Source organism: Nonomuraea sp. AD125B, assembly GCF_041402765.1.
GTDB lineage: Bacteria > Actinomycetota > Actinomycetes > Streptosporangiales > Streptosporangiaceae > Nonomuraea > Nonomuraea bangladeshensis.
Map to the genome: position 1 here is coordinate 347,909 of NZ_JBGLOU010000004.1, position 19,273 is coordinate 367,181.

General features: G+C 70.8%; 13 protein-coding genes and 1 tRNA gene. 13 read left to right on the forward strand and 1 reads right to left on the reverse strand.

Going from position 1 to position 19,273, the window contains the following annotated elements:
- Positions 1 to 57 precede the first annotated feature (57 nt).
- From topA to fxsT, 13 genes are all read left to right on the forward strand, one after another.
- Positions 58 to 2,823, forward strand: coding sequence for a type I DNA topoisomerase (gene topA, locus ACBR40_RS13605; protein WP_344213688.1), 2,766 nt, complete (start codon positions 58 to 60; stop codon positions 2,821 to 2,823).
- Between the two features lie 14 nt (positions 2,824 to 2,837).
- Positions 2,838 to 4,079 carry a metallophosphoesterase gene (locus tag ACBR40_RS13610; RefSeq protein WP_371248883.1) on the forward strand — a complete coding sequence of 414 codons (1,242 nt, stop codon included), beginning with the start codon at positions 2,838 to 2,840 and terminating at the stop codon, positions 4,077 to 4,079.
- Between the two features lie 73 nt (positions 4,080 to 4,152).
- The gene (locus tag ACBR40_RS13615) at positions 4,153 to 4,710 is read left to right on the forward strand and encodes a helix-turn-helix transcriptional regulator (protein WP_344214080.1); all 558 of its coding nucleotides are present in this window, start codon (positions 4,153 to 4,155) and stop codon (positions 4,708 to 4,710) included.
- 138 nt (positions 4,711 to 4,848) lie between these two features.
- Entirely contained in the window at positions 4,849 to 6,885 is a 2,037-nt protein-coding gene (gene tmk / locus ACBR40_RS13620) for a dTMP kinase (protein WP_371248884.1), read from the forward strand.
- A gap of 9 nt (positions 6,886 to 6,894) precedes the next feature.
- The gene (locus tag ACBR40_RS13625; RefSeq protein WP_344213682.1) at positions 6,895 to 8,064 is read left to right on the forward strand and encodes a DNA polymerase III subunit delta'; all 1,170 of its coding nucleotides are present in this window, start codon (positions 6,895 to 6,897) and stop codon (positions 8,062 to 8,064) included.
- A 32-nt stretch (positions 8,065 to 8,096) separates the two neighbouring features.
- Complete coding sequence (locus ACBR40_RS13630) at positions 8,097 to 8,999, forward strand: permease-like cell division protein FtsX (RefSeq protein WP_371248885.1); 903 nt, start codon at positions 8,097 to 8,099, stop codon at positions 8,997 to 8,999.
- 41 nt (positions 9,000 to 9,040) lie between these two features.
- The gene (locus ACBR40_RS13635) at positions 9,041 to 9,568 is read left to right on the forward strand and encodes a sigma-70 family RNA polymerase sigma factor (protein ID WP_350770032.1); all 528 of its coding nucleotides are present in this window, start codon (positions 9,041 to 9,043) and stop codon (positions 9,566 to 9,568) included.
- Complete coding sequence (locus ACBR40_RS13640) at positions 9,565 to 10,605, forward strand: permease-like cell division protein FtsX (protein ID WP_371248886.1); 1,041 nt, start codon at positions 9,565 to 9,567, stop codon at positions 10,603 to 10,605. The genes ACBR40_RS13635 and ACBR40_RS13640 overlap by 4 nt, the downstream gene beginning before the upstream one ends.
- A gap of 93 nt (positions 10,606 to 10,698) precedes the next feature.
- Positions 10,699 to 11,541, forward strand: coding sequence for a stage 0 sporulation family protein (locus ACBR40_RS13645; RefSeq protein ID WP_371248887.1), 843 nt, complete (start codon positions 10,699 to 10,701; stop codon positions 11,539 to 11,541).
- An 89-nt stretch (positions 11,542 to 11,630) separates the two neighbouring features.
- Positions 11,631 to 11,704: transfer RNA gene (locus tag ACBR40_RS13650), tRNA-Thr, on the forward strand.
- A gap of 250 nt (positions 11,705 to 11,954) precedes the next feature.
- Positions 11,955 to 12,446, forward strand: coding sequence for a hypothetical protein (locus ACBR40_RS13655; RefSeq protein WP_371248888.1), 492 nt, complete (start codon positions 11,955 to 11,957; stop codon positions 12,444 to 12,446).
- Positions 12,447 to 12,553: 107 nt separating this feature from the next.
- Entirely contained in the window at positions 12,554 to 12,988 is a 435-nt protein-coding gene (locus ACBR40_RS13660) for a hypothetical protein (RefSeq protein ID WP_344213669.1), read from the forward strand.
- On the forward strand, positions 12,978 to 16,133 hold the full coding sequence (gene fxsT / locus ACBR40_RS13665) for an FxSxx-COOH system tetratricopeptide repeat protein (RefSeq protein WP_371248889.1): 3,156 nt from the start codon (positions 12,978 to 12,980) through the stop codon (positions 16,131 to 16,133). Before ACBR40_RS13660 ends, fxsT begins: the two co-directional genes overlap by 11 nt.
- A gap of 338 nt (positions 16,134 to 16,471) precedes the next feature.
- On the opposite strand, the gene ACBR40_RS13670 is transcribed toward fxsT, so the two are convergent.
- Positions 16,472 to 19,267, reverse strand: coding sequence for a LuxR C-terminal-related transcriptional regulator (locus tag ACBR40_RS13670; RefSeq protein ID WP_371248890.1), 2,796 nt, complete (start codon positions 19,265 to 19,267; stop codon positions 16,472 to 16,474).
- Positions 19,268 to 19,273: the final 6 nt, after the last annotated feature.

Sequence of the window (19,273 nt, forward strand, 5' to 3'; positions counted from 1 at the left end):
GTCTGTGCCGACTCCCGGCAGGGGGATTTGCAAGCGAACAGTGAGGTAGGAAGCAGCGTGCCAGCCAACAACGGCAGCACCGGCGGAACACGCCTGGTGATTGTCGAGTCGCCCGCCAAGGCGAAGACGATCAAGGAATACCTCGGTGCCGGCTACATGGTCGAGTCCAGCATCGGGCACATCCGCGATCTGCCGGAGAAGGCCGATGACATCCCCGAGAAGTTCAAAGGCGCGCCGTGGGCGCGGCTGGGGGTCAACGTCGAGCACGACTTCGAACCTCTCTACGTAGTCAATCCTGACAAAAAGGCGCAGGTCAACAAGCTACGTCAGCTTCTGAAGGACGCCGACGAGCTCTACCTCGCCACTGACGAGGACCGCGAGGGCGAGGCCATCGCCTGGCACCTGCGCGAGGTGCTGAAGCCCAAGGTCCCCGTGCACCGCATGGTCTTCCACGAGATCACCCCGCAGGCCATCCGCGACGCCGTCTCCAACCCCCGCGACCTCAACCTGCGCCTCGTCGACGCACAGGAGACCCGCCGCATCCTCGACCGGCTCTACGGCTACGAGGTCAGCCCCGTGCTGTGGAAGAAGGTCAAGCCCCGGCTGTCCGCGGGCCGGGTGCAGTCGGTCGCGACGCGGCTGGTGGTCGAGCGCGAGCGTGAGCGCATGGCGTTCACCTCCGCCCACTACTGGGACCTGCAGGCGCTGTTCGACACCGGCAAGGCCGAGGAGCGGCCGCGTGACTTCACCGCCACGCTGACCGGCGTCGACGGCCGGCGGGTGGCGCAGGGCCGCGACTTCGCCAGCACCGGCCAGCTCAAGACGGCCGACGTGCTGCACCTGTCGGAGCAGGCCGCGGGCGAGCTGGCCGGGCGGCTGCGCGGGTCGTCGTTCGCGGTCAGGTCCGTCGAGCGCAAGCCGTACACCCGCAAGCCGTACGCGCCGTTCCGTACCACCACGCTGCAGCAGGAGGCCAGCAGGAAGCTGGGCTTCTCCGCCAAGTACACGATGCAGGTGGCGCAGCGGCTCTACGAGAACGGCTTCATCACCTACATGCGTACTGACAGCATCACGCTGTCGGAGACGGCGGTCGCGGCGGCGCGCGCGCAGGCGATCCGCCTGTACGGCGCCCAGTATGTCCCCGACAAGCCGCGCGTCTACAGCAGCAAGGTCAAGAACGCGCAGGAGGCCCACGAGGCCATCCGCCCGTCGGGCGAGGAGTTCCGCACGCCCGGCGAGACCGGGCTGAGCGGCGACATGTTCCGCCTGTACGAGCTGATCTGGCAGCGTACGGTCTCGTCGCAGATGAAGGACGCGGTCGGCGAGTCGATCAGCGTCAAGGTGGGCGGCACGTCGTCGAGCGGCGAGGACGTCGAGTTCAGCGCCTCCGGCCGGACGATCACCTTCTACGGCTTCCTCAAGGCCTACGTCGAGGGTCACGACGACCCGTCGAGCGACCGCGACGACGCCGAGAAGCGCCTGCCCAACCTGGCCGAGGGCGACGCGCTCAGCGTGAGCAGGCTCGACGTGGCCGGTCACTCGACCAAGCCGCCGGCCCGCTACACCGAGGCGTCGCTGGTCAAGGAGCTGGAGGACCGCGAGATCGGGCGGCCGTCGACGTACGCCTCGATCATCGGCACCATCCTCGACCGCGGCTACGTGTTCAAGAAGGGGACGGCGCTGGTGCCGTCGTTCCTGGCGTTCGCCGTGGTCAACCTGCTGGAGCAGCACTTCGGCAACCTCGTCGACTACGACTTCACCGCCGACATGGAGAAGGTCCTCGACGACATCGCCAACGACCGGGCCGAACGGGTGCCGGAGCTGCAGCGCTTCTACTACGGGGCCGACGGCGACGAGGGCCTCAAGGAGATGGTCTCCGACCTCGGCGAGATCGACGCCAAGGAGATCAGCTCCTTCCCGATCAAGGGCACGGACATCGTGCTGCGCGTCGGCCGCTACGGCCCCTACCTCGACCGGGACGGCGCCCGGGTCAACGTCCCCGAGGACATGACGCCCGACGAGCTGACCGCCGAGAAGGCCGAGGAGCTGTTCTCGCGGCCCACGGGTGACCGCGAGCTGGGGCGCGATCCGGTGACCGGGCACGTCATCGTGGCCAAGGACGGGCGCTACGGGCCTTATGTGACCGAGGTCCTGCCCGAGCCGGCCGAGGAGGAGACGCCGAAGAGGCGTACGAAGAAGGCCGACGCCCCGAAGCCGCGTACGAGCTCGCTGTTCAAGACCATGTCGCTGGACACCATCACGCTCGACGACGCGCTCAGGCTCCTGTCCATCCCCCGGGTGGTCGGCGAGCTGGAGGGCGAGGAGGTCGTGGCGCACAACGGCAAGTTCGGGCCCTACCTGAAGAAGGGCACCGACTCGCGTTCGCTGGCGGCCGAGGACGACCTGCTGACCGTCACGATCGAGCAGGCCAAGGAGCTGTTCGCGCAGCCCAAGCAGCGCGGGCGGCGGGCCGCCGCGGCGGCGCCGCTGCGCGAGCTGGGCGACGACCCCGCCTCGAAGAAGCCGGTGGTGGTCAAGGAGGGGCGGTTCGGGCCGTACGTGACCGACGGCGAGACCAACGCCTCCCTGCGCAAGGGCGACACGGTCGAGGACATCACGATCGAGCGGGCCGCCGAGCTGCTGGCCGAGCGGCGTGAGCGGGCGCCCGCGCCGAAGAAGACCACGCGGAAGGCGCCGGCGAAGAAGACCACGGCGACGAAGACCACCGCGACGAAGGCGGCGACGGCGAAGTCGACTACTACGAAGACCGCGGCGGCGAAGAAGGCGCCTGCGGCGGCGAAGAAGTCGGCCTCCAAATCGTAAGTAGCATCACCTATGTGATTGTCCTGGTCTTCGTCGGTCTGATCCTGCTGGCGCACTATTACCTGTGGCACCGGCTGGTGCGCTCGACGACGGCCCCCGGGCGGCTCCGCAAGGCGCTGACCTGGGGTGTCGTGGCGCTGATGCTGCTGGTCGTGGCGACGTTCGTCGGGACGCGGGCGGATTTCGGGACGTGGCTGGCCTGGCCGGGCTATCTGTGGCTGGCCATGCTGTTCTACCTGTTCGTGTTCCTCGCGGTGCTGGAGATCCCGCGGGCGGTGGCGGCGGTGTGGCTGCGCCGGGCCGAGCGGCGGCGCGCGCCGGTGCCTGAGCCGGTCGCGGTGCTCGCGGGCACGCCGGCGCCGGACGACATGGCGGCGGGACTCCCCGACGCGGTCCCCGACCCTGTGAAGCCGCCCGCCGCCCTGAGCAGACGTCTGTTCCTGGGGCGGGCCACCGCCGCCGTGGCCGGGGTGGGTGCGGCGGCGACGGTGGGGTACGGCGTGTCGAGCGCCCTCGGCGACCCCGTCATCGAGCCGGTGCGGGTCACGCTGCCGAAGCTGGACCCGCGGCTGAGCGGGCTGCGTTTCGCCGTGGTGAGCGACATCCACCTCGGGCCGCTCACCGGCCGGTCCCACACCGAGCGCATCGTCCGCATGATCAACGGGCTGGAGGCCGACGTCGTCGCGATCGTCGGCGACCTGGTGGACGGCTCGGTCGCCCGGCTCGGCCCGCTGGCCCGGCCGCTGAAGGACCTGGAGTCGAGGTACGGGGCCTACTTCGTGACCGGCAACCACGAGTATTTCTCTCCGGGTGGCTATGTCGAATGGCTGGACGAGCTCGGCGAGCTGGGCGTGCGCCCGCTGCGCAACGAGCGGGTGGAGATCGCTCACCAGGGGGCGGTGCTCGACCTCGCGGGGGTCAACGACCTCGGCGGCGCCGCGCAGGGCGACGGCCCCGACTTCGCCAAGGCGCTCGGCGGCCGGACCTCCGGCAGGTCCACCGTGCTGCTGGCCCATCAGCCCGTGCAGGTGGCCGAGGCCGCCCGGCACGGCGTGGACCTGCAGCTGTCGGGGCACACGCACGGCGGGCAGATCATGCCGTTCAACCTGGTGGTGGGCCTGCAGCAGCCGGTGGTGTCGGGCCTGGCCACGGTGGACGGGGTGCAGGTCTACACGACCAGGGGCGCGGGCTTCTGGGGGCCGCCGGTGCGGGTCGGCGCGCCGCCGGAGATCACGATCCTGGAGCTCCGCTCCTGACGTAAGGTAATCGAGTGGTCACGAGAGGCCATCATGCCGTAGTATCCGTCCGGATACAAGAAGCGGGGTGAGCATGGTGTCCTCGGCGATGGAGGCGGCGCTGGCCGCCGGTGTCGCGGCCTGGGCCGAGCGCGGCGGGCTGCTGTTCCGGCAGGCCAGGCAGGCGGCGAGCATGAACCAGTCGGCGCTGGCCGGCCTGAGCGGCACGTCCAGGACCACGTTGTCGGCCTACGAGCACGGCAGGAAGTCGCCGACGCTGGAGACCGCGGGCCGCATCCTCGACGCGGCGGGGTTCCGGCTGGTGCTGGAGCCGAAGGTCGAGTTCGCCGCGCGGGAGACGGGCGACGGGCGCAGCTTCCACGTGCCCAGCAGGCTGGGGCGGCTGCCGGTCGCGGCGGCGCTCGGCGTGGCCCGGCTGCGGGGGCGCGACTACGACCTGGCCGACCGGGGGGAACGGCGGGAGGCGTACGCGCTGCTGCTGCGCGAGGGCACCGCGCAGGAGGTGCGTGACCACGTCGACGGCGTACTGCTGGCCGAGCTGTGGAACGAATTGGATCTACCACCCGATATCCACGCGGAGTGGTTGCCAGTGGTGGAAGAAGCTCGACATGGGGCCGGAGTCGTCCAGTGACGTCGTTGTCGCAGACCTGTTCGCGATGGGTGACCTGCGCGCCGGCGCGCGGGCGTAATACTCTCGGCAAGCCCCCGGGTGCGGCCGGCCCGTCGCTTGTCCACCCGCCCCTGGCCCACACCTGGATACGCTGAGAAGATGACTGCCCCTGGCCGACGCCCCCACGCTCACGTGCTGGCCAACGTGCCGTTCCGACGGCTCTGGACGGCCATGTCGGTGTGCAGTCTGGGTGACTGGCTCAACCTCCTCGCGCTGACCGCCCTGGCCGCCAACCTCACCAGCGGCTCCGACTACCGCGTGCAGTCGCTCGCCGTCGGCGGCGTCTTCGTCGCCAAGATGCTGCCGGCCGTGCTGCTCGGGCCGCTGGCAGGCGTGTTCGCCGACCGGTTCGACCGGCGGCTGACCATGGTCGCGGCCGACCTCGCCCGCTTCGCGGTGGTGCTGTCGATCCCGCTGATCGGCAGCTACCAGTGGATCATCGTCGCGACCGTCCTCGTCGAGTGCGTCAACCTCTTCTGGGTGCCGGCCAAGGACGCCACCGTGCCCAACCTGGTGCCCAAGGCGGAGCTGGAGGCGGCCAACCGGCTCAACCTGCTGGTCACCTACGGCACCGCGCCGGTCGCGGCCATGCTGTTCGCGGCGCTGTCGGTGGCGGGCGACCTGATCGCCGGGCTCGCGCCCGCCCTGACCGGGCCCTACCTCGCGCTGATCGTCAACGCCTGCGCCTACCTGGTGTCGGCGGCCCTGATCTTCACGCTGCGCGACATCCCCAAGCGCGACAGCGGGGTCTCCACGCCCTCCGTGCTCAAGCAGATCGTGGAAGGCTGGCGCTTCGTCGGCCGCGACCGGCTGGTCCGCGGGCTGATCATCGGCATGCTGGGGGCGTTCGCCGCCGGCGGGGCCGTGGTGGGCGTGGCCAAGATCTACGTCGGCACGCTCGGCGGCGGCGACGCGGCCTACGGCGTGGTGTTCGCGGCGGTCTTCTTCGGCATGGCGCTCGGCATGTTCTTCGGGCTGCGGCTGCTGCGCGAGCTGTCGCGGCGGCGGCTGTTCGGGCTCGCCATCACGGTCGCCGGGCTGGTGCTGGTGGCGATCGCGCTGGTGCACAACCTCGTCATCGTGGTCATGCTGACCGTGCTGCTCGGCGCGTGTGCGGGCATCGCCTGGATCATCGGCTACACGCTCATCGGGCTGGAGGTCGAGGACGGGCGGCGCGGCAGGACGTTCGCGTTCCTGCAGTCCACGGCGCGGGTGACGCTGCTGCTCGTGGTGGCCGTGGCGAGCCCGCTGGCGGCGCTGTTCGGCGAGTACGACCTGGCGTTCGGCGCGATCGGCTACCGCTTCGACGGCACCAACCTCGTGCTGGTGGTCGCCGGCGCGCTCGCCATGACCGTCGGCCTGCTCGCGCTGCGCCACATGGACGACCGCAAGGGCGTCCCGCTGGCGGCCGACCTGATCGCCGCCGTGCGGGGCGACCGGTTCCCCGCCGAGGGGTCCGAGCACGTGCCGGGGCTCTTCGTGGCCTTCGAGGGCGGCGAGGGCTCGGGCAAGACCACCCAGTCCCGTACGATCGCGATCTGGCTGCGCGACCAGGGCTACGACGTCGTGCAGACGCGCGAGCCCGGCTCCACCAAGGTCGGCATGCGGCTGCGTGCCATCCTGCTCGACGCGGCCGAGAAGGGGCTGTCGGCGCGGGCGGAGGCGCTGCTCTACGCCGCCGATCGGGCCGAGCACGTGGAGAAGGTGATCCGCCCGGCGCTGCACCGGGGCTCGCTGGTGATCACCGATCGCTACGTCGACTCGTCGCTGGCCTACCAGGGGGCGGGCCGCGCGCTCGCGCCCGACGACGTCTCCAAGATCAACGCCTGGGCCACCGGCGGCCTGGTGCCGCACCTGACCGTGCTCATCGACACCCCGCCCGAGGTGGGGCTGACCCGGCTGGGCGGCGCGGTCGACCGCATCGAGGCCGAGCCGCTGGAGTTCCACGAGCGGGTGCGCAAGGAGTTCCGCGCGCTGGCCGCCGCCGCGCCCGAGCGCTACCTCGTGGTCGACGGCACACAGCCGATGGACGAGATCACCCGTCAGATCCAGGACCGCATCCACGAGCTCCTGCCCGACCCGGTGCCCCGGGAGTCCGAGGACATCACCGGCACGATGCCCGCCATCCGCGACTAACCTTGCCTCGTGACCGTCTTCGATGACCTCGTAGGCCAGGACCAGGCCGTCGCGGTGCTGTCGCGCGCCGCGGCGGCGGCCGGGGAGGTCGTCGCGGGCGGGCGCGGCGCGGGCATGACGCACGCCTGGCTGTTCACCGGCCCGCCCGGCGCCGGCCGCGAGGACGCCGCCCGCGCCTTCGCCGCCGCGCTGCTCTGTCCCGACGCCGGCTGCGGCCACTGCGACCAGTGCCACCAGGTGCTCATCGGCTCCCATCCCGACCTGGAGTCCGTACGCCCCGAAGGGTTGTCCTACAGCGTCAAGCAGACCCGCGAGCTCATCCTGCGCGCGGCCGGGGCGCCGACGCAGGGCCGGTGGCGGGTCATCCTGTTCGAGGACGCCGACCGGGCCACGGAGTCGGCCGCGAACGCGCTGCTCAAGGCCATCGAGGAGCCGCCGCCCCGTACGGTGTGGCTGCTCTGCTCCCCGGCCCCCGACGACCTGATGATCACCATCCGGTCGCGCTGCCGCCTGATCACGCTCACGACGCCCGGCACGGAGGCGGTCGCCCGGGTGCTCGCCGCCCGCGACGGGGTGCCGTGGGAGACGGCCGCGTTCGCCGCCCGCGCCGCTCAGGGGCACATCGGCCGAGCGCGGGCGCTCGCGCTGGACGACGCCGCCCGGCAGCGCCGCGAGGCCGTGCTGGGCATCCCACGCTCGCTCACGGGGGTGGGGGAGTGCGTCTCGGCGGCCGAGCGCCTGGTGAAGACCGCCGAGGAGGAGGCCGCCGCCGCGACGGCCGCGCTCAACGACAACGAGACCACCGAGCTGCGCAGGATCTACGGCGAGGGCTCCACGGGCAAGGGGCTCAACCGCGGCCTGGTGCGGGGCGGCGCCGGCGCGCTGAAGGAGCTGGAGGACCGGCAGAAGTCCCGGGCGACCCGGATCAAGCGCGACTCGCTGGACGCCGCGCTGCTGGAGCTGGTGTCGTTCTACCGCGACGTGCTCGCCGTGCAGTTCGGGGCGGGCGTCGAGCTGGCCAACGACGACCTGCGTTTCGATCTGGACCAGCTTGCGAAGAAGTCCACGCCCGAGGAGACATTGCGCCGGATCGATGCGATCATGCAATGCCGTGAGCGGCTGGCGGCGAACGTCAACCCGCAGATCGCGGTCGAGGCGATGATGCTGGCGCTGCGCTGATCGCGTGCATCCTTCTGGAGGGCTCGAAGCTCATGCGTGCGGTGTTACGAGGGTTGCTGGGTGTCGCTCTGGTGGCGTCGGCGGTTGTCGCGGTGAGCTTGCCGGCCTCCGCCGTCGGCGACGCCGAGTGGGAGATCCGCGTCTTCATGTGCTCCTCCCCGTCCATGCTCGGCTGCGAGAAGCGCACGGCCACGGGGGCCCAGAAGCGGGCGATTCGCACGCTGCTGGAGGGCATGCCGGAGGTGGAGGAGGTGCGTTTCGTGGATCAGGCCGGGATGTACGCGAGCTTCCGGCGTGACTTTGCCGCGAACAAGCCTTTGCTCCGGCAGATCACGGCGAAGGACTTTTCCGAGACGTTCGTCCTGCGGGTGAAGGAGGGCGCCGACCGGGACCGCGTGACGCGGGCCGTCACCGGGCGGCCGGGCGTCTCCTGGGCCATCGATGCGGCCGAGGGGCGGCGGGATGCGCTGTCCTGGACCCCTGACTCGGACGGGAACATCATTCTGTGCAGCGCCGGCTCGGCCATGGTTCGGTGCGGCAAGGGCAGGGGCAAGGCGAACAAGAAGGCGGCGACGGCCCGGGAGCGGGCGGCCATGGCGGCGGCGCTCGCGAAGGATCCCGCGGTCCTGTCGTACGTGTTCGAGGATCAGCGCACGGCGTACGAGAACTTCAAGGACATTTTCGCCGATAACGACGGGATGCTCAGAGTTACCAAGATGTCGGACATGCCGGAGTCGTATCGGTTGACTCTGCGACCCGACGCCGACTGGAACACTGTGACCAACCGGGTGGCGCGGATGCCGGGGGTCAGCTGGGCGTCCAACGCCAGGTGCTTCGAGACGGTCGCCAAGCTGGCGTGGGAGTACGGCCTCCTGGACTACAGCTCTGCCTTCGCGGACGGTTCTCCCGACGCCTGCGCGCCCGGAACCGGCTGACCGCCCGAGCAGCAGACGGGCTCGCCAGGCGTCTCTGATACGTGGAAGTCGAACTACTCACCCAACAAGAGGCCCTGGCGCGGCAGCGGGTCGACGTGGCGTCGATCTTCGCCGAGCACCATGTGGGTCTCGTCCGGCTGGCCCTCATCATGGTGGGCGACCGGGCGACCGCCGAGGACGTCGTCCAGGAGGCGTTCACCCGCACCCATGCCGGCCGGGGGCGGCTGCGCGACGCCGACAAGGCGCTGGCGTACGTCCGGTCGGCGGTGCTCAACGGATGCCGGTCGGTGCTGCGGCGGCGGGCGACCGTGTTCCGGCGGGCGTTGCCGTACGAGCCGCCGGTCTGGTCGGCGGAGAGCGCCGCGCTGCTGGGTGAGGAGCGCCGCGAGGTGCTGCTCGCCCTGCGCGAGCTCCCCCGCAGGCAGCGCGAGGCGCTGACCCTGCGCTACTACTTCGACCTCGCCGACCAGGAGATCGCCGACACCATGGGGGTCGGCGCGAGCACGGTGAGGTCCACGATCGCGCGGGGGCTGGCCGCCCTCGCCAGGGCACTCGGGGAGGACGCATGAACAGCCCGGTGGAAGAACGACTGCGCGCGGCCCTGGCGGAGGCGGGCGCGACCATCGACCCCGACACGCTCCGGCCCCTGCCCGCGCCCGCCCGGCGTCGCTCGTGGATGGACGCCCGGCTGCTGGTGGTAGGCGTCGCCGTGACGGCCGGCGTCGCGGCCACGGCCGTGGGGCTGACCCTGGGCTCGGGGGACGATCAGATCGCGGTCGCCGCACCGGCGCGGATCGAGCCCGGCGATGCCGACATGACCGTCTTCATGTGCTCGACCAGCGCTCTCGTGGTCAAGGAGCCTCGGTGCGGAGGGCGCGACGCCACCGCCGAGCAGGTGTCCGCAGTCGAGCGGGCGGTTCGGGGACTGTCGCAGGTCGAGGCGGCGTACACCGTGGATCAGCAGCACGCTTACGACGACTTCCGCGCCGATTTCGCGCACAACCCGCCGATGCTGGACGCGGTCAAGGCCACCGACCTGCCGGTGTCGATCCGGTTGACCCTGAAGCAGGGGGCGAACCATCGCGAGGTAGAGACATCCCTTCGCGCGCTGCCCGGGATCGGTGGGATCACTGAGAACACAGCGACTGAGGAGGTGCTGAAGTCGCGTTCGGAGATGCGGGTCAACGTATTCCTGTGCACCAAAGGGTCCTGCGGCTGGGAGCGCAAGCCGGACGGGTCCATGGTCGTCAAGGAGGGCAAGGCGGCGACGAGCGCCCAGAAAAGCGCCCTCAGGAAGCTGATCGACGGCATGCCCGAGGTGAAGTCGTACACGTTCGAGGACCAACGGGCGGCGTACGAGAACTTCAAGCGCGAGTTCGCCTCGAACAAGGCTTTGGTGAAGGCCACCAAGGCCTCGGACCTGCCGGAATCGTTCAGAGTGCTCCTCAAGCAGGGGAGCGACTGGGCCACACCGGTTGCGACGCTGAGACGCCAGCCCGGCGTGGCCGGCGTCTTCTACATGCCCTGCCAGCAGGACAGCATGCTCGCCCTCAGCCGTTACGGGATGAACCCGCCGGAGGACAAGATGTGCTCGCCCGGCGGCTGATCACGCCTGCCCCCTGACTTTCGGCGCACCTGCCCACGTAGTGTGGGCAGGAAGGCCGGAACGACCTAGGCGTCAGGAGGCGAGCGCGAGCCCATGGGAATGATCATGGCCGTGAGCTTCACCCGCTACGGGAGGCTCTACTACCTCGACCCCGGCGGGCACAGCCCCAAGGTGGGCGACAAGGTGCTCGTTCCGACCGATTCGGGCCCCGAGGTGGCGGAGTGCGTCTGGGCGCCCCAATACACCAGCGAGGACATCGACGGCCTGCCGGTCTGCGCCGGCCTGGCCGGCGAGGAGCACCTGACCCGCGACGAGACCAACAAGCGCCGCAGGGCCGAGGCGAGAAGCGTGTCGAAGCGCCTGATCAAGCGGCACAGCCTGCCGATGAAGGTGGTGGGCATCGACTACCTCGACGAGGACAACGTCTACACCGTCTACTTCTCGGCCCCGCACCGCGTAGACTTCCGCGCGCTGGTCCGCGACCTGGCCCGCAACCTGCGCGCCCGGGTCGAGCTCCGCCAGATCGGCCCCAGGGACGAGGCCCGCCTCCAGGGCGGCATCGGCCCCTGCGGCCGCGACCTGTGCTGCGCCACGTTCCTGAAGGACTTCGAACCGGTCTCCGTACGCATGGCCAAGGACCAGGACCTCCCGGTCAACCCGCTCCGCATCGCCGGCGCCTGCGGCCGCCTGATGTGCTGCCTCAAGTACGAGCACCCGCTCTACCAGGAGTTCCGCGCTTCCGCCCCGCGCGTCGGGACGAACGTGGAAACCCCGGAGGGCGCCGGCACGGTGGTGGGCCACAACGTACCGTCCGATTCCGTGGTGGTCCGACTGGCGGACGGGGGGCGGCGGTGCTCCTGCTCGAAGGCCAGCGTCTGCTCGCCGCGCAAGCAACACGACGCGATGTACGGCGGCGACGGGCCCGCGCCCTCCTAGGGGGCGTGTGTTCTGTCCGGAGGCGCGTGGTTGTGGGGGGAGCGAGGACTGTCCGGGCTCCTGTAGACTTTTCACGCTGCATGGCACCCGCCGCCTTAGCTCAGTCGGCCAGAGCACTTCACTCGTAATGAAGGGGTCTGGGGTTCGAATCCCCAAGGCGGCTCCCAGTTCAAAGGCCCTCCCGGTTCATCCGAGAGGGCCTTTGCGTACGTCGAGGGCTTGTGTGTCTCTGGACTGGCGATCTGGGTGTAGACGTTCGTGGTCACGGAGATCTGCGAGTGCCGCAGGATCCGCACGTGTACGTTTTCTACGCGCCTATCCGCTCGGCCGGTTCCCGAGGCTGGTGCGGCAGCTCGTCTCTGACCTGGTGCCGATGCAGGATCCGGCATCGTTGGGCTACGTTGATTACGGATGTGCTCAGGAGCGACGTTCTCAACCTCCAGCAGTCGCGCCAGCGCCTCATCCACCTGGCGGCGCTGCGCATGCGCCCGGGCGAGGTCCACCGCCGGCCGTGCCCGCCGCTCGGTCGGCGGCGTCGAGGTGTCCACTGCGGCTCCGACCCGCAGCGCATGCCCGGCGTCACCGACCTCCACCGCTACGGCCACTGGCTGTCGCGCGCCGGGCAGTCGCCGGCCGTGCTGCGGCTCTCCAGCCGATCGCGGTCAGTGCCGCCACCCGCCTACAAACGGGTGCGGGGGACCACCCTGGCCGAGGGCGGGCGGATGGTCGGGGACAAACTGATCGCCGACATCGAGAGCGGCGGCATGGCGGGCCTGAGTACCGCGTGGATCGACCAGGGGAAGTGGCCAGGCCACGAACACCAAGCTGATCGGATGGTCAGCGACGTCATGAAGGCCATCGCCCTGATGAGAGCGCACCTGCTGGATACCGCCCCGAGGGCGTAGGAGACGTATTCGGCTTCTCCGGACGCATCAGGCGGGGCGGGCCGTTAGATTCGGGGCAGCGGGATGCGGATGCATCGCTCGGGGGCGCTTGTGTGAGGGGCGGGTGCGTGAGCGTGGATCTGGCTGCGTTGGTGGCGGCGGTCTCTCCATGGGCGACGGCAGCGGTGGCCTCATATGGGGCGGCGGTGCTGGCCCAGGCGCAGGAGGACGCGGCCGATGCGACCGTGGGGTGGGGGCGGAAGATCCTCCAGCGTGTATTCGGGACCCACCCCGCCGAGGAGGAGGTCCCCGAGGCGATTGCGGAGCTGGCGCAGGCTCCGGACGATGCCGACCTGCAGGCGGCGCTGCGGGTGCAGATCAGGAAGGCCCTCGCCGCCGATCCTGGGCTGGCGGCTGAGGTGGCGCGGATGGTGGAGCAGGCCCGCGGGCAGGCGCTGGTCGGGCAGGGGCAGGTGAACGCGGTCGCGACCGGTCACGCGCAGCAGGCCAACCTGGGGCAGGGGACGATGTCCGTGTCGTTCGCCGATCAGCGTGAGCGGTGAGCCTGCGGGCCGGGTCGAGGCGCAGGCCACCGGGCAGGCGAGGCAGGCCAATCTCGGTCAGGGCTGGCAGTTGGTCGACCAGAGCACCAACGTTCACCTGCCTCCCGGAGCCCTGCACGCTCCCGGCACGGTGGCGGCACCGTCGGCGCTGAGCAATCTGCCCGGCGGGGCGGCCGAGGTATTCGTCGGCCGCGATGAGGCGCTGGCGACGCTCGAGCGGGAGCTGCAGGCGGACCGGTCGCGGGTGGTGATCGGTCAGGTGATCCACGGGATCGGCGGGGTGGGCAAGACCGAGTTGGCCCGCCAGTACGCACTCGCGCGGGCGGAGCGGTACCGGGTGCGGTGGTGGATCGTCGCAGATGGTGCCGATCAGATCCAGAACGGGCTGGCCATGCTGGCGGAACGGCTGCATCCACCGCTGCCCCGGCAGTCGGCCTTGACCACCGTGCTGGGCGTGGAGCAGGCAGCGGCATGGGCGTACGGCTGGCTGCAGGCACATCAGGACTGGCTGCTGGTGCTGGACAACGTGGAAGACCCGCGCGATGTCCGGGACCTGCTGGGGCAGCTCCGCACTGGTCACATCCTGCTCACCACCCGCCGTGATGTGGCCTGGCCAGACGGAGTGCGCCCAGTTCCGCTGAACGTGCTCGGCCCGGACGCGGCCATCGACCTGCTCGCCCAGACCAGCAGATGCCCCGAACCAGCCGACCGGCCTGCCATAGCGGCCATCGCGCAGGAGCTGGGGCGTCTGCCGCTGGCGTTGGAGCAGGCCGGGGCCTACCTGCGGGAAACCCGGATCAGCCCGAAGGCGTACTTGGAGCTGCTGTCCCGGCATCCGGCTCATCTGTACGCGGCTGTGCCGGAAGGGGGCGATGCCGGGCGGGCCATCGCCCGCCTCTGGAACTCCCACCTGGGCACCATCCGGGATCGCAACCCGCACGCCGAGCACCTGTTGCGCGTGCTGGCCTGCTACGCCCCCGACAATATCCCGCGGGACCTGATCGACGCGGACTGGGCAGACAGAGACGCCGGCGTGCCCAATCCGGCGACGTTGGACGCGCTCCGGTTGCTCGTCTCCTATGGCCTGATCAGCCTGGATCGGCACACCATCTCCATGCACCGGCTGCTGCAAGCCGTCCTGACCACTCCTGCGCCTGCAGCCTCGGCGGACCTTCCCTCCGGGGAGGCGGTCGTCCAAGTGGCCTTGGCATGGCTCGCTGCGGCCTGGCCACACACCACCAGCGAGCCGCCTACCGTCGATCAGCTCGGTCGGCGGCGCCTCCTCAGTCCGCACATAGCGGCCCTGACGAGCCATCATCAGATCGTCACTACGCGCGGCGAGCACGATTGGATCTTCAGGCAGGCGGTAGTGCATGAGTACGAGCAGGGCAATTACCAGCGTGCTCTCACCCTGGTCACGCACGACTACGCCATCAATCAAGCCTCACTGGGTGAGGAGCACCCGGACACGCTGACGAGCCGTGGCAATTTGGCGACCGTGCTGCGGGATCTGGGGCGGTTGGAGGAGGCGGAGGCGGAGGCTCGCGCGGTCTGGCAGGTCCAGGTGCGGGTGCTGGGTGAGGAGCATCCGGACACGCTGGCCAGCCGCAACAACCTCGCGCTGGCGCTGCAGAGGCTGGGGCGGCTGGGGGAGGCGGAGGCGGAGGCTCGCGCGGTCTGGCAGGTCCAGGCGCGGGTGCTGGGTGAGGAGCATCCCCTTACGCTGAGCAGCCGCAACAACCTCGCGCTGGTGCTGCATGGTCTGGGGCGGTTGGGGGAGGCGGAGGCCCATAGCCGCGCGGTCTGGCAGGTCCAGGTGCGGGTGCTGGGCGAGGAGCACCCCCTTACGCTGACCAGCCGCAACAACCTCGCGCTGGCGCTGCAGAGTCTGGGGCGGTTGGAGGAGGCGGAGGCGGAGGCTCGCGCGGTCTGGCAGGTCCGGGCGCGGGTGCTGGGTGAGGAGCACCCGGACACGCTGACGAGCCGCGGCAATTTCGCGACCGTGCTGCGGGATCTGGGGCGGTTGGGGGAGGCGGAGGCGGAGGCTCGCGTGGTCTGGCAGGTCCAGGCGCGGGTGCTGGGTGAGGAGCACCCGGACACGCTGACGAGCCGCGGCAATTTCGCGACCGTGCTGTTGGGGCTGGGGCGGTTGGAGGATGCGGAGGCTCATAGCCACGTGGTCTGGCGGAGCATGGTGCAGGTGGTGGGCGAGGAGCACCCGGACACGCTGGCCAGCCGTAGCCACCTCGCGCTGGCGCTGCAGAGGCTGGGGCGGTTGGAGGATGCGGAGGCCCATAACCGCGCTGTCTGGCGGAGCATGGTGCGGCTGCTGGGTGAGGAGCACCCGGACACGCTGGCCAGCCGTGCCAACCTTGCTGCCGTGCTGTTGGGTCTGGGGCGGTTGGGGGAGGCGGAGGCGGAGGCTCGAGTGGTCTGGCAGGTCCAGGCGCGGGTGCTGGGTGAGGAGCACCCCTACACGCTGGCCAGCCGTAGCCACCTCGCGCTGGCGCTGCAGAGGCTGGGGCGGTTGGAGGATGCGGAGGCCCATAACCGCGCTGTCTGGAGAAGCACGGTCCGGGTGTTGGGTAAGGAGCACCCGAACACACTGACCAGCCGTGCCAACCTTGCTGCCGTGCTGCGGGATCTGGGGCGGTTGGAGGAGGCGGAGGCGGAGGATCGCGCGGTCTGGCAGGTCCAGGCGCGGGTGCTGGGTGAGGAGCACCCGGACACGCTGGCCAGCCATGTCAGACTCGCGCTCGTGCTGCTGGGGCTGGCGCGGTGGCGAGAGGCGGAGGCGGAAATGCGGGCAGTCTGGCAGGTCCAGGCGCGGGTGCTGGGTGAGGAGCATCCCGACACGCTGACCAGCCGTGGCAACCTTGCTGCTGCGCTGGGAGGGCTGGGGCGGTTGGAGGAGGCGGAGGCGGAGGGCCGGGCGGTCTGGCAGAGCCTGGTACGGGTTCTAGGCGCAGAGCACCCCAATACCAGAGCCAGCCGTCAGAACCTGGACAATGTGATTCATGCGCGCAGGAATCGGTCCGCCGAAAGCGCTCAAGCCCGAAATCGTGGTGTGAGTCGCAACGCTTTGTGCCCGTGTGGTTCGGGACGGAAGTTCAAACGCTGCCATGGCGTTGGCGCGTCATCCTGAACGGTACGCCGGGCGTCCGGCGCGGTGGCTAGCTCAAGGTGAGCGGGGGATTCATGGATTTCCCGAGGATGCAGCGGTTCCGAACCGTATCGCGAAGGGCTTTTGCTGACGCTCCTGCTAACAGCGTCCCCACTGGGGTTTCCATCGGCGGCGGTGCGACACCACTGACGCCGAATCGGCTCCAACTCACTCTCGATGAGGAACTGCTCAGGGTGAGCTCGGTGGTGAGGGCCCTGGTGTCGCCTTCGCCAGCGGGTTCTGCCACGCAGGGATCTTGTGCGGGCACGCTCCGGACAACCCATGCCTACAGAGCGATCCGGTCCGGTGCGCTAACGAGGTCACCATCTTCGGCCGGTTGGTTTCCCCGGGGCGAGACCGAGGGCGGCGAGAGCGGCGGCGCCGCGTTCGGCGTGGGCGCCGCCGGCGAGCACGAGGGTCCGCGCGAACTGGTAGTGGCAGCCGGCGGTGTCGAACGCGTCCGCCGTGGCGAGCAGCGCCTCCCGGTCGCCGTCGAGCAGGGCGCCGGCTCGTTCCACCATGGCAGCGGCGACCGGGTTGCCGGCCACGACGGTGCGGGCTTCGGTCACGATGGCGCGGGCGTTGTGGCTTTCGGCGAGTACGGCGGTCTCGCTGCGCAGCGCGACATACCAGTGGTGCCAGATCCAGGTGATCCACTTCCACATCTGCCGGGGCTCGGGGGCCATCCGTTCCAGCGCCTCCGCTGCCTGCCCGTGGTGCAGCAGGAGCATCGTGTCGAAGACCGCCCCGTAGCCGTAGGTGTGCTCCGGTGAGGTGCCGAGCCGGCCCAGGAGCTCCTGCCATTCGCGTCTGGCGTCGTGGTCGCCGCGCAGGCCGTGGATCATCGCCACACCGGCCGCCGCCGGAGCGAGGATGGACCGGGCGGGGCTGCCTGCCCGCTGCCACGCGTCGAGGAACCGGACGCTGCCGGTGAGCACCTCGTCGACGTCGCCCGCCAGCGCGGCAACCATCAGCAGCCGGCACGTAGCGCGATGACCCACCTCCGCCAGCGATGGGTGATCGGCCAGTTGTCGTGCCCATCGGCGGGCGTCCTGCACGTCTCCCGCCCCGAGGGCGGCCTCGGCGACGATCCCGAGCGCGTCGATCAGCTCATGGGTGCCGGCCGGCGTGCTCGGCAGGGGCGACAGGAGCATGATCCGGCGCCGGGCCGTGGCCGCCGCGGCGAACGTGTCGCCGGCCCAGCTCTGAGCGCCGGTGAGCGCGTCGAGTGCGGCCGACTCGGCGAGCGGGTCGCCGGTCCGGCGGGCGAGTTCGACCGCGTGCTCGGCGCGTTCACGCGTCTCCGGTACGGCGTTGCCGGGCGGGCCCTGGACGGCGCCGAACGCGTCGGTGAGCACCGCGGCCTCGGCCAGTGCGACCGCAGCGTGCGCGGCCGGATCGTCGCCGGCCTGCTCCCGCGCCTCGGTGATCAGCTGGAGCGTCTCCTCCTGGGACGGGCGTCGTACGAATGTGGTCGAGAACCGGAACGCGATGGTGGCGGCGGTCGCCAGGTCGGTGGCGGCAGTAGCGCCGGACACGCGGGCGGCGTCCGCGGCCGCGTGGCGCAGACGGTACATGTCATCACCGGCCGTCCGGCACCCGGCTACGGCCGCGGCCTGCCGGAGCATCGACGCGGAGGCGGCCGGGTCGGTCGCGAGTGCGGCGGCCTGCTCATAGCGCCGCTGGGACTCGCCGGTCAGGTGACGGGTGAAGGTCAGCTCGGCCAGGCACCGGGCGAGCTCGAACGCGTCGGCGCGCTGCTCCGGGCGGTCGGCCGCCCACGCCAGGGCGGCGCGGAGGTCGTCGGCCACCAGGTCGAACCGGGCCCGCCAATCTGGGTCCACCACTGCCAAGCCGGCCGCCTGCGCCAGGCACCAGCGAAGGTGCCGGGTTCGAGCGTCGATCAGCTCACCGGCCTCGGACAGCCGCTCCATACCGTACTGGCGGATGGTCTCCAGCGCCCGGTACTCGGTCCTGCCCAGGGACGTCGTCACCGTCAGCAGACTCTGCCCGGCGAGCCGGGCCAGGCCGTCGGCGACCAGGCCCTCCTCGTCCTCGTCCCCGGTCACCTGCGCCGCCGCCGTGGCGGTGAAGGGTGCCACGAACACTGACACCCGGCGCAGCAGCGCCCGGTCGGCGGGCTCCAGCAGGGCGTGGCTCCAGTCCAGCGCCGCCCGTACCGAGCGGTGACGGTCATCGGCACGGGAGCCGCCGGTGAGCATCCGCAGAGGGTGGGACAGGGCGGCGGTGATGCCGTCGAACCCGAGCATCGGACAGCGGGCGGCGGCCAGCTCGATCGCCAGCGCCATCCCGTCCAGCCGCTCGCAAATCGCGGCAACCTGGCCGCGCAACGGCGGATCCAGCGGCCGGCCGACCGCCGCCGCCCGTTCCATGAACAACGCGACCGCGTCCGAGTCGCCGTCGGCGGCCAGCGACAGCGGCGGGACCGGATACACCCGTTCGAACGGCACCATCAGCCGGGCCCGGCTGGTCGCCAGCACCGTCACCCGCGGGCACGTCGCCAACAGCCGCTCGAGAAACAGCGTCACCCCGTCCGCCACGTGCTCGCAGTTGTCCAGCACCAGCAGCGCTCGGCGGTCGGCCAGCGCGGCGAGCACGGACTCGGTCATGTCGCGGCCGGGCTGCTCACCGAGGCCGAGCGCTCCCGCGACCGCGGTCGCGGTCGCGATCAGGCCCGGATCGGTGACCGGGACCAGGTCGACGAACCACACTCCGTCGGCGTACTCACCGCTCACCTCCGCGGCCACCGCCAGCGCCAACCGGGTCTTGCCCACTCCGCCGGGACCGACCGCGGTCACCTGCCGGTGCGCCCTGGTCATCTCGGTCAGTTCGGCCCGCTCGCTCGCCCGGCCGATGAACGAAGTCAGCGGGGTGGGCAGGAACGGTGCCGGGACGGCACCGGCCGGCGTGGGCGTACGCCGGGCGAGCGCCCGCCGATCCGGCACTTCAAGCTTGCGCAGCAGCGAGGAGACGTGGCTCTCCACGGTACGCACCGAGATGCACAGCCGGGCCGCGATCTCGGCATTGCTGAGATGGGCACCGACCAGCTCCAGCACCTCGGTTTCCCGAGGCGAGATCTCCGCTCCTGTCGCCACCGCCCC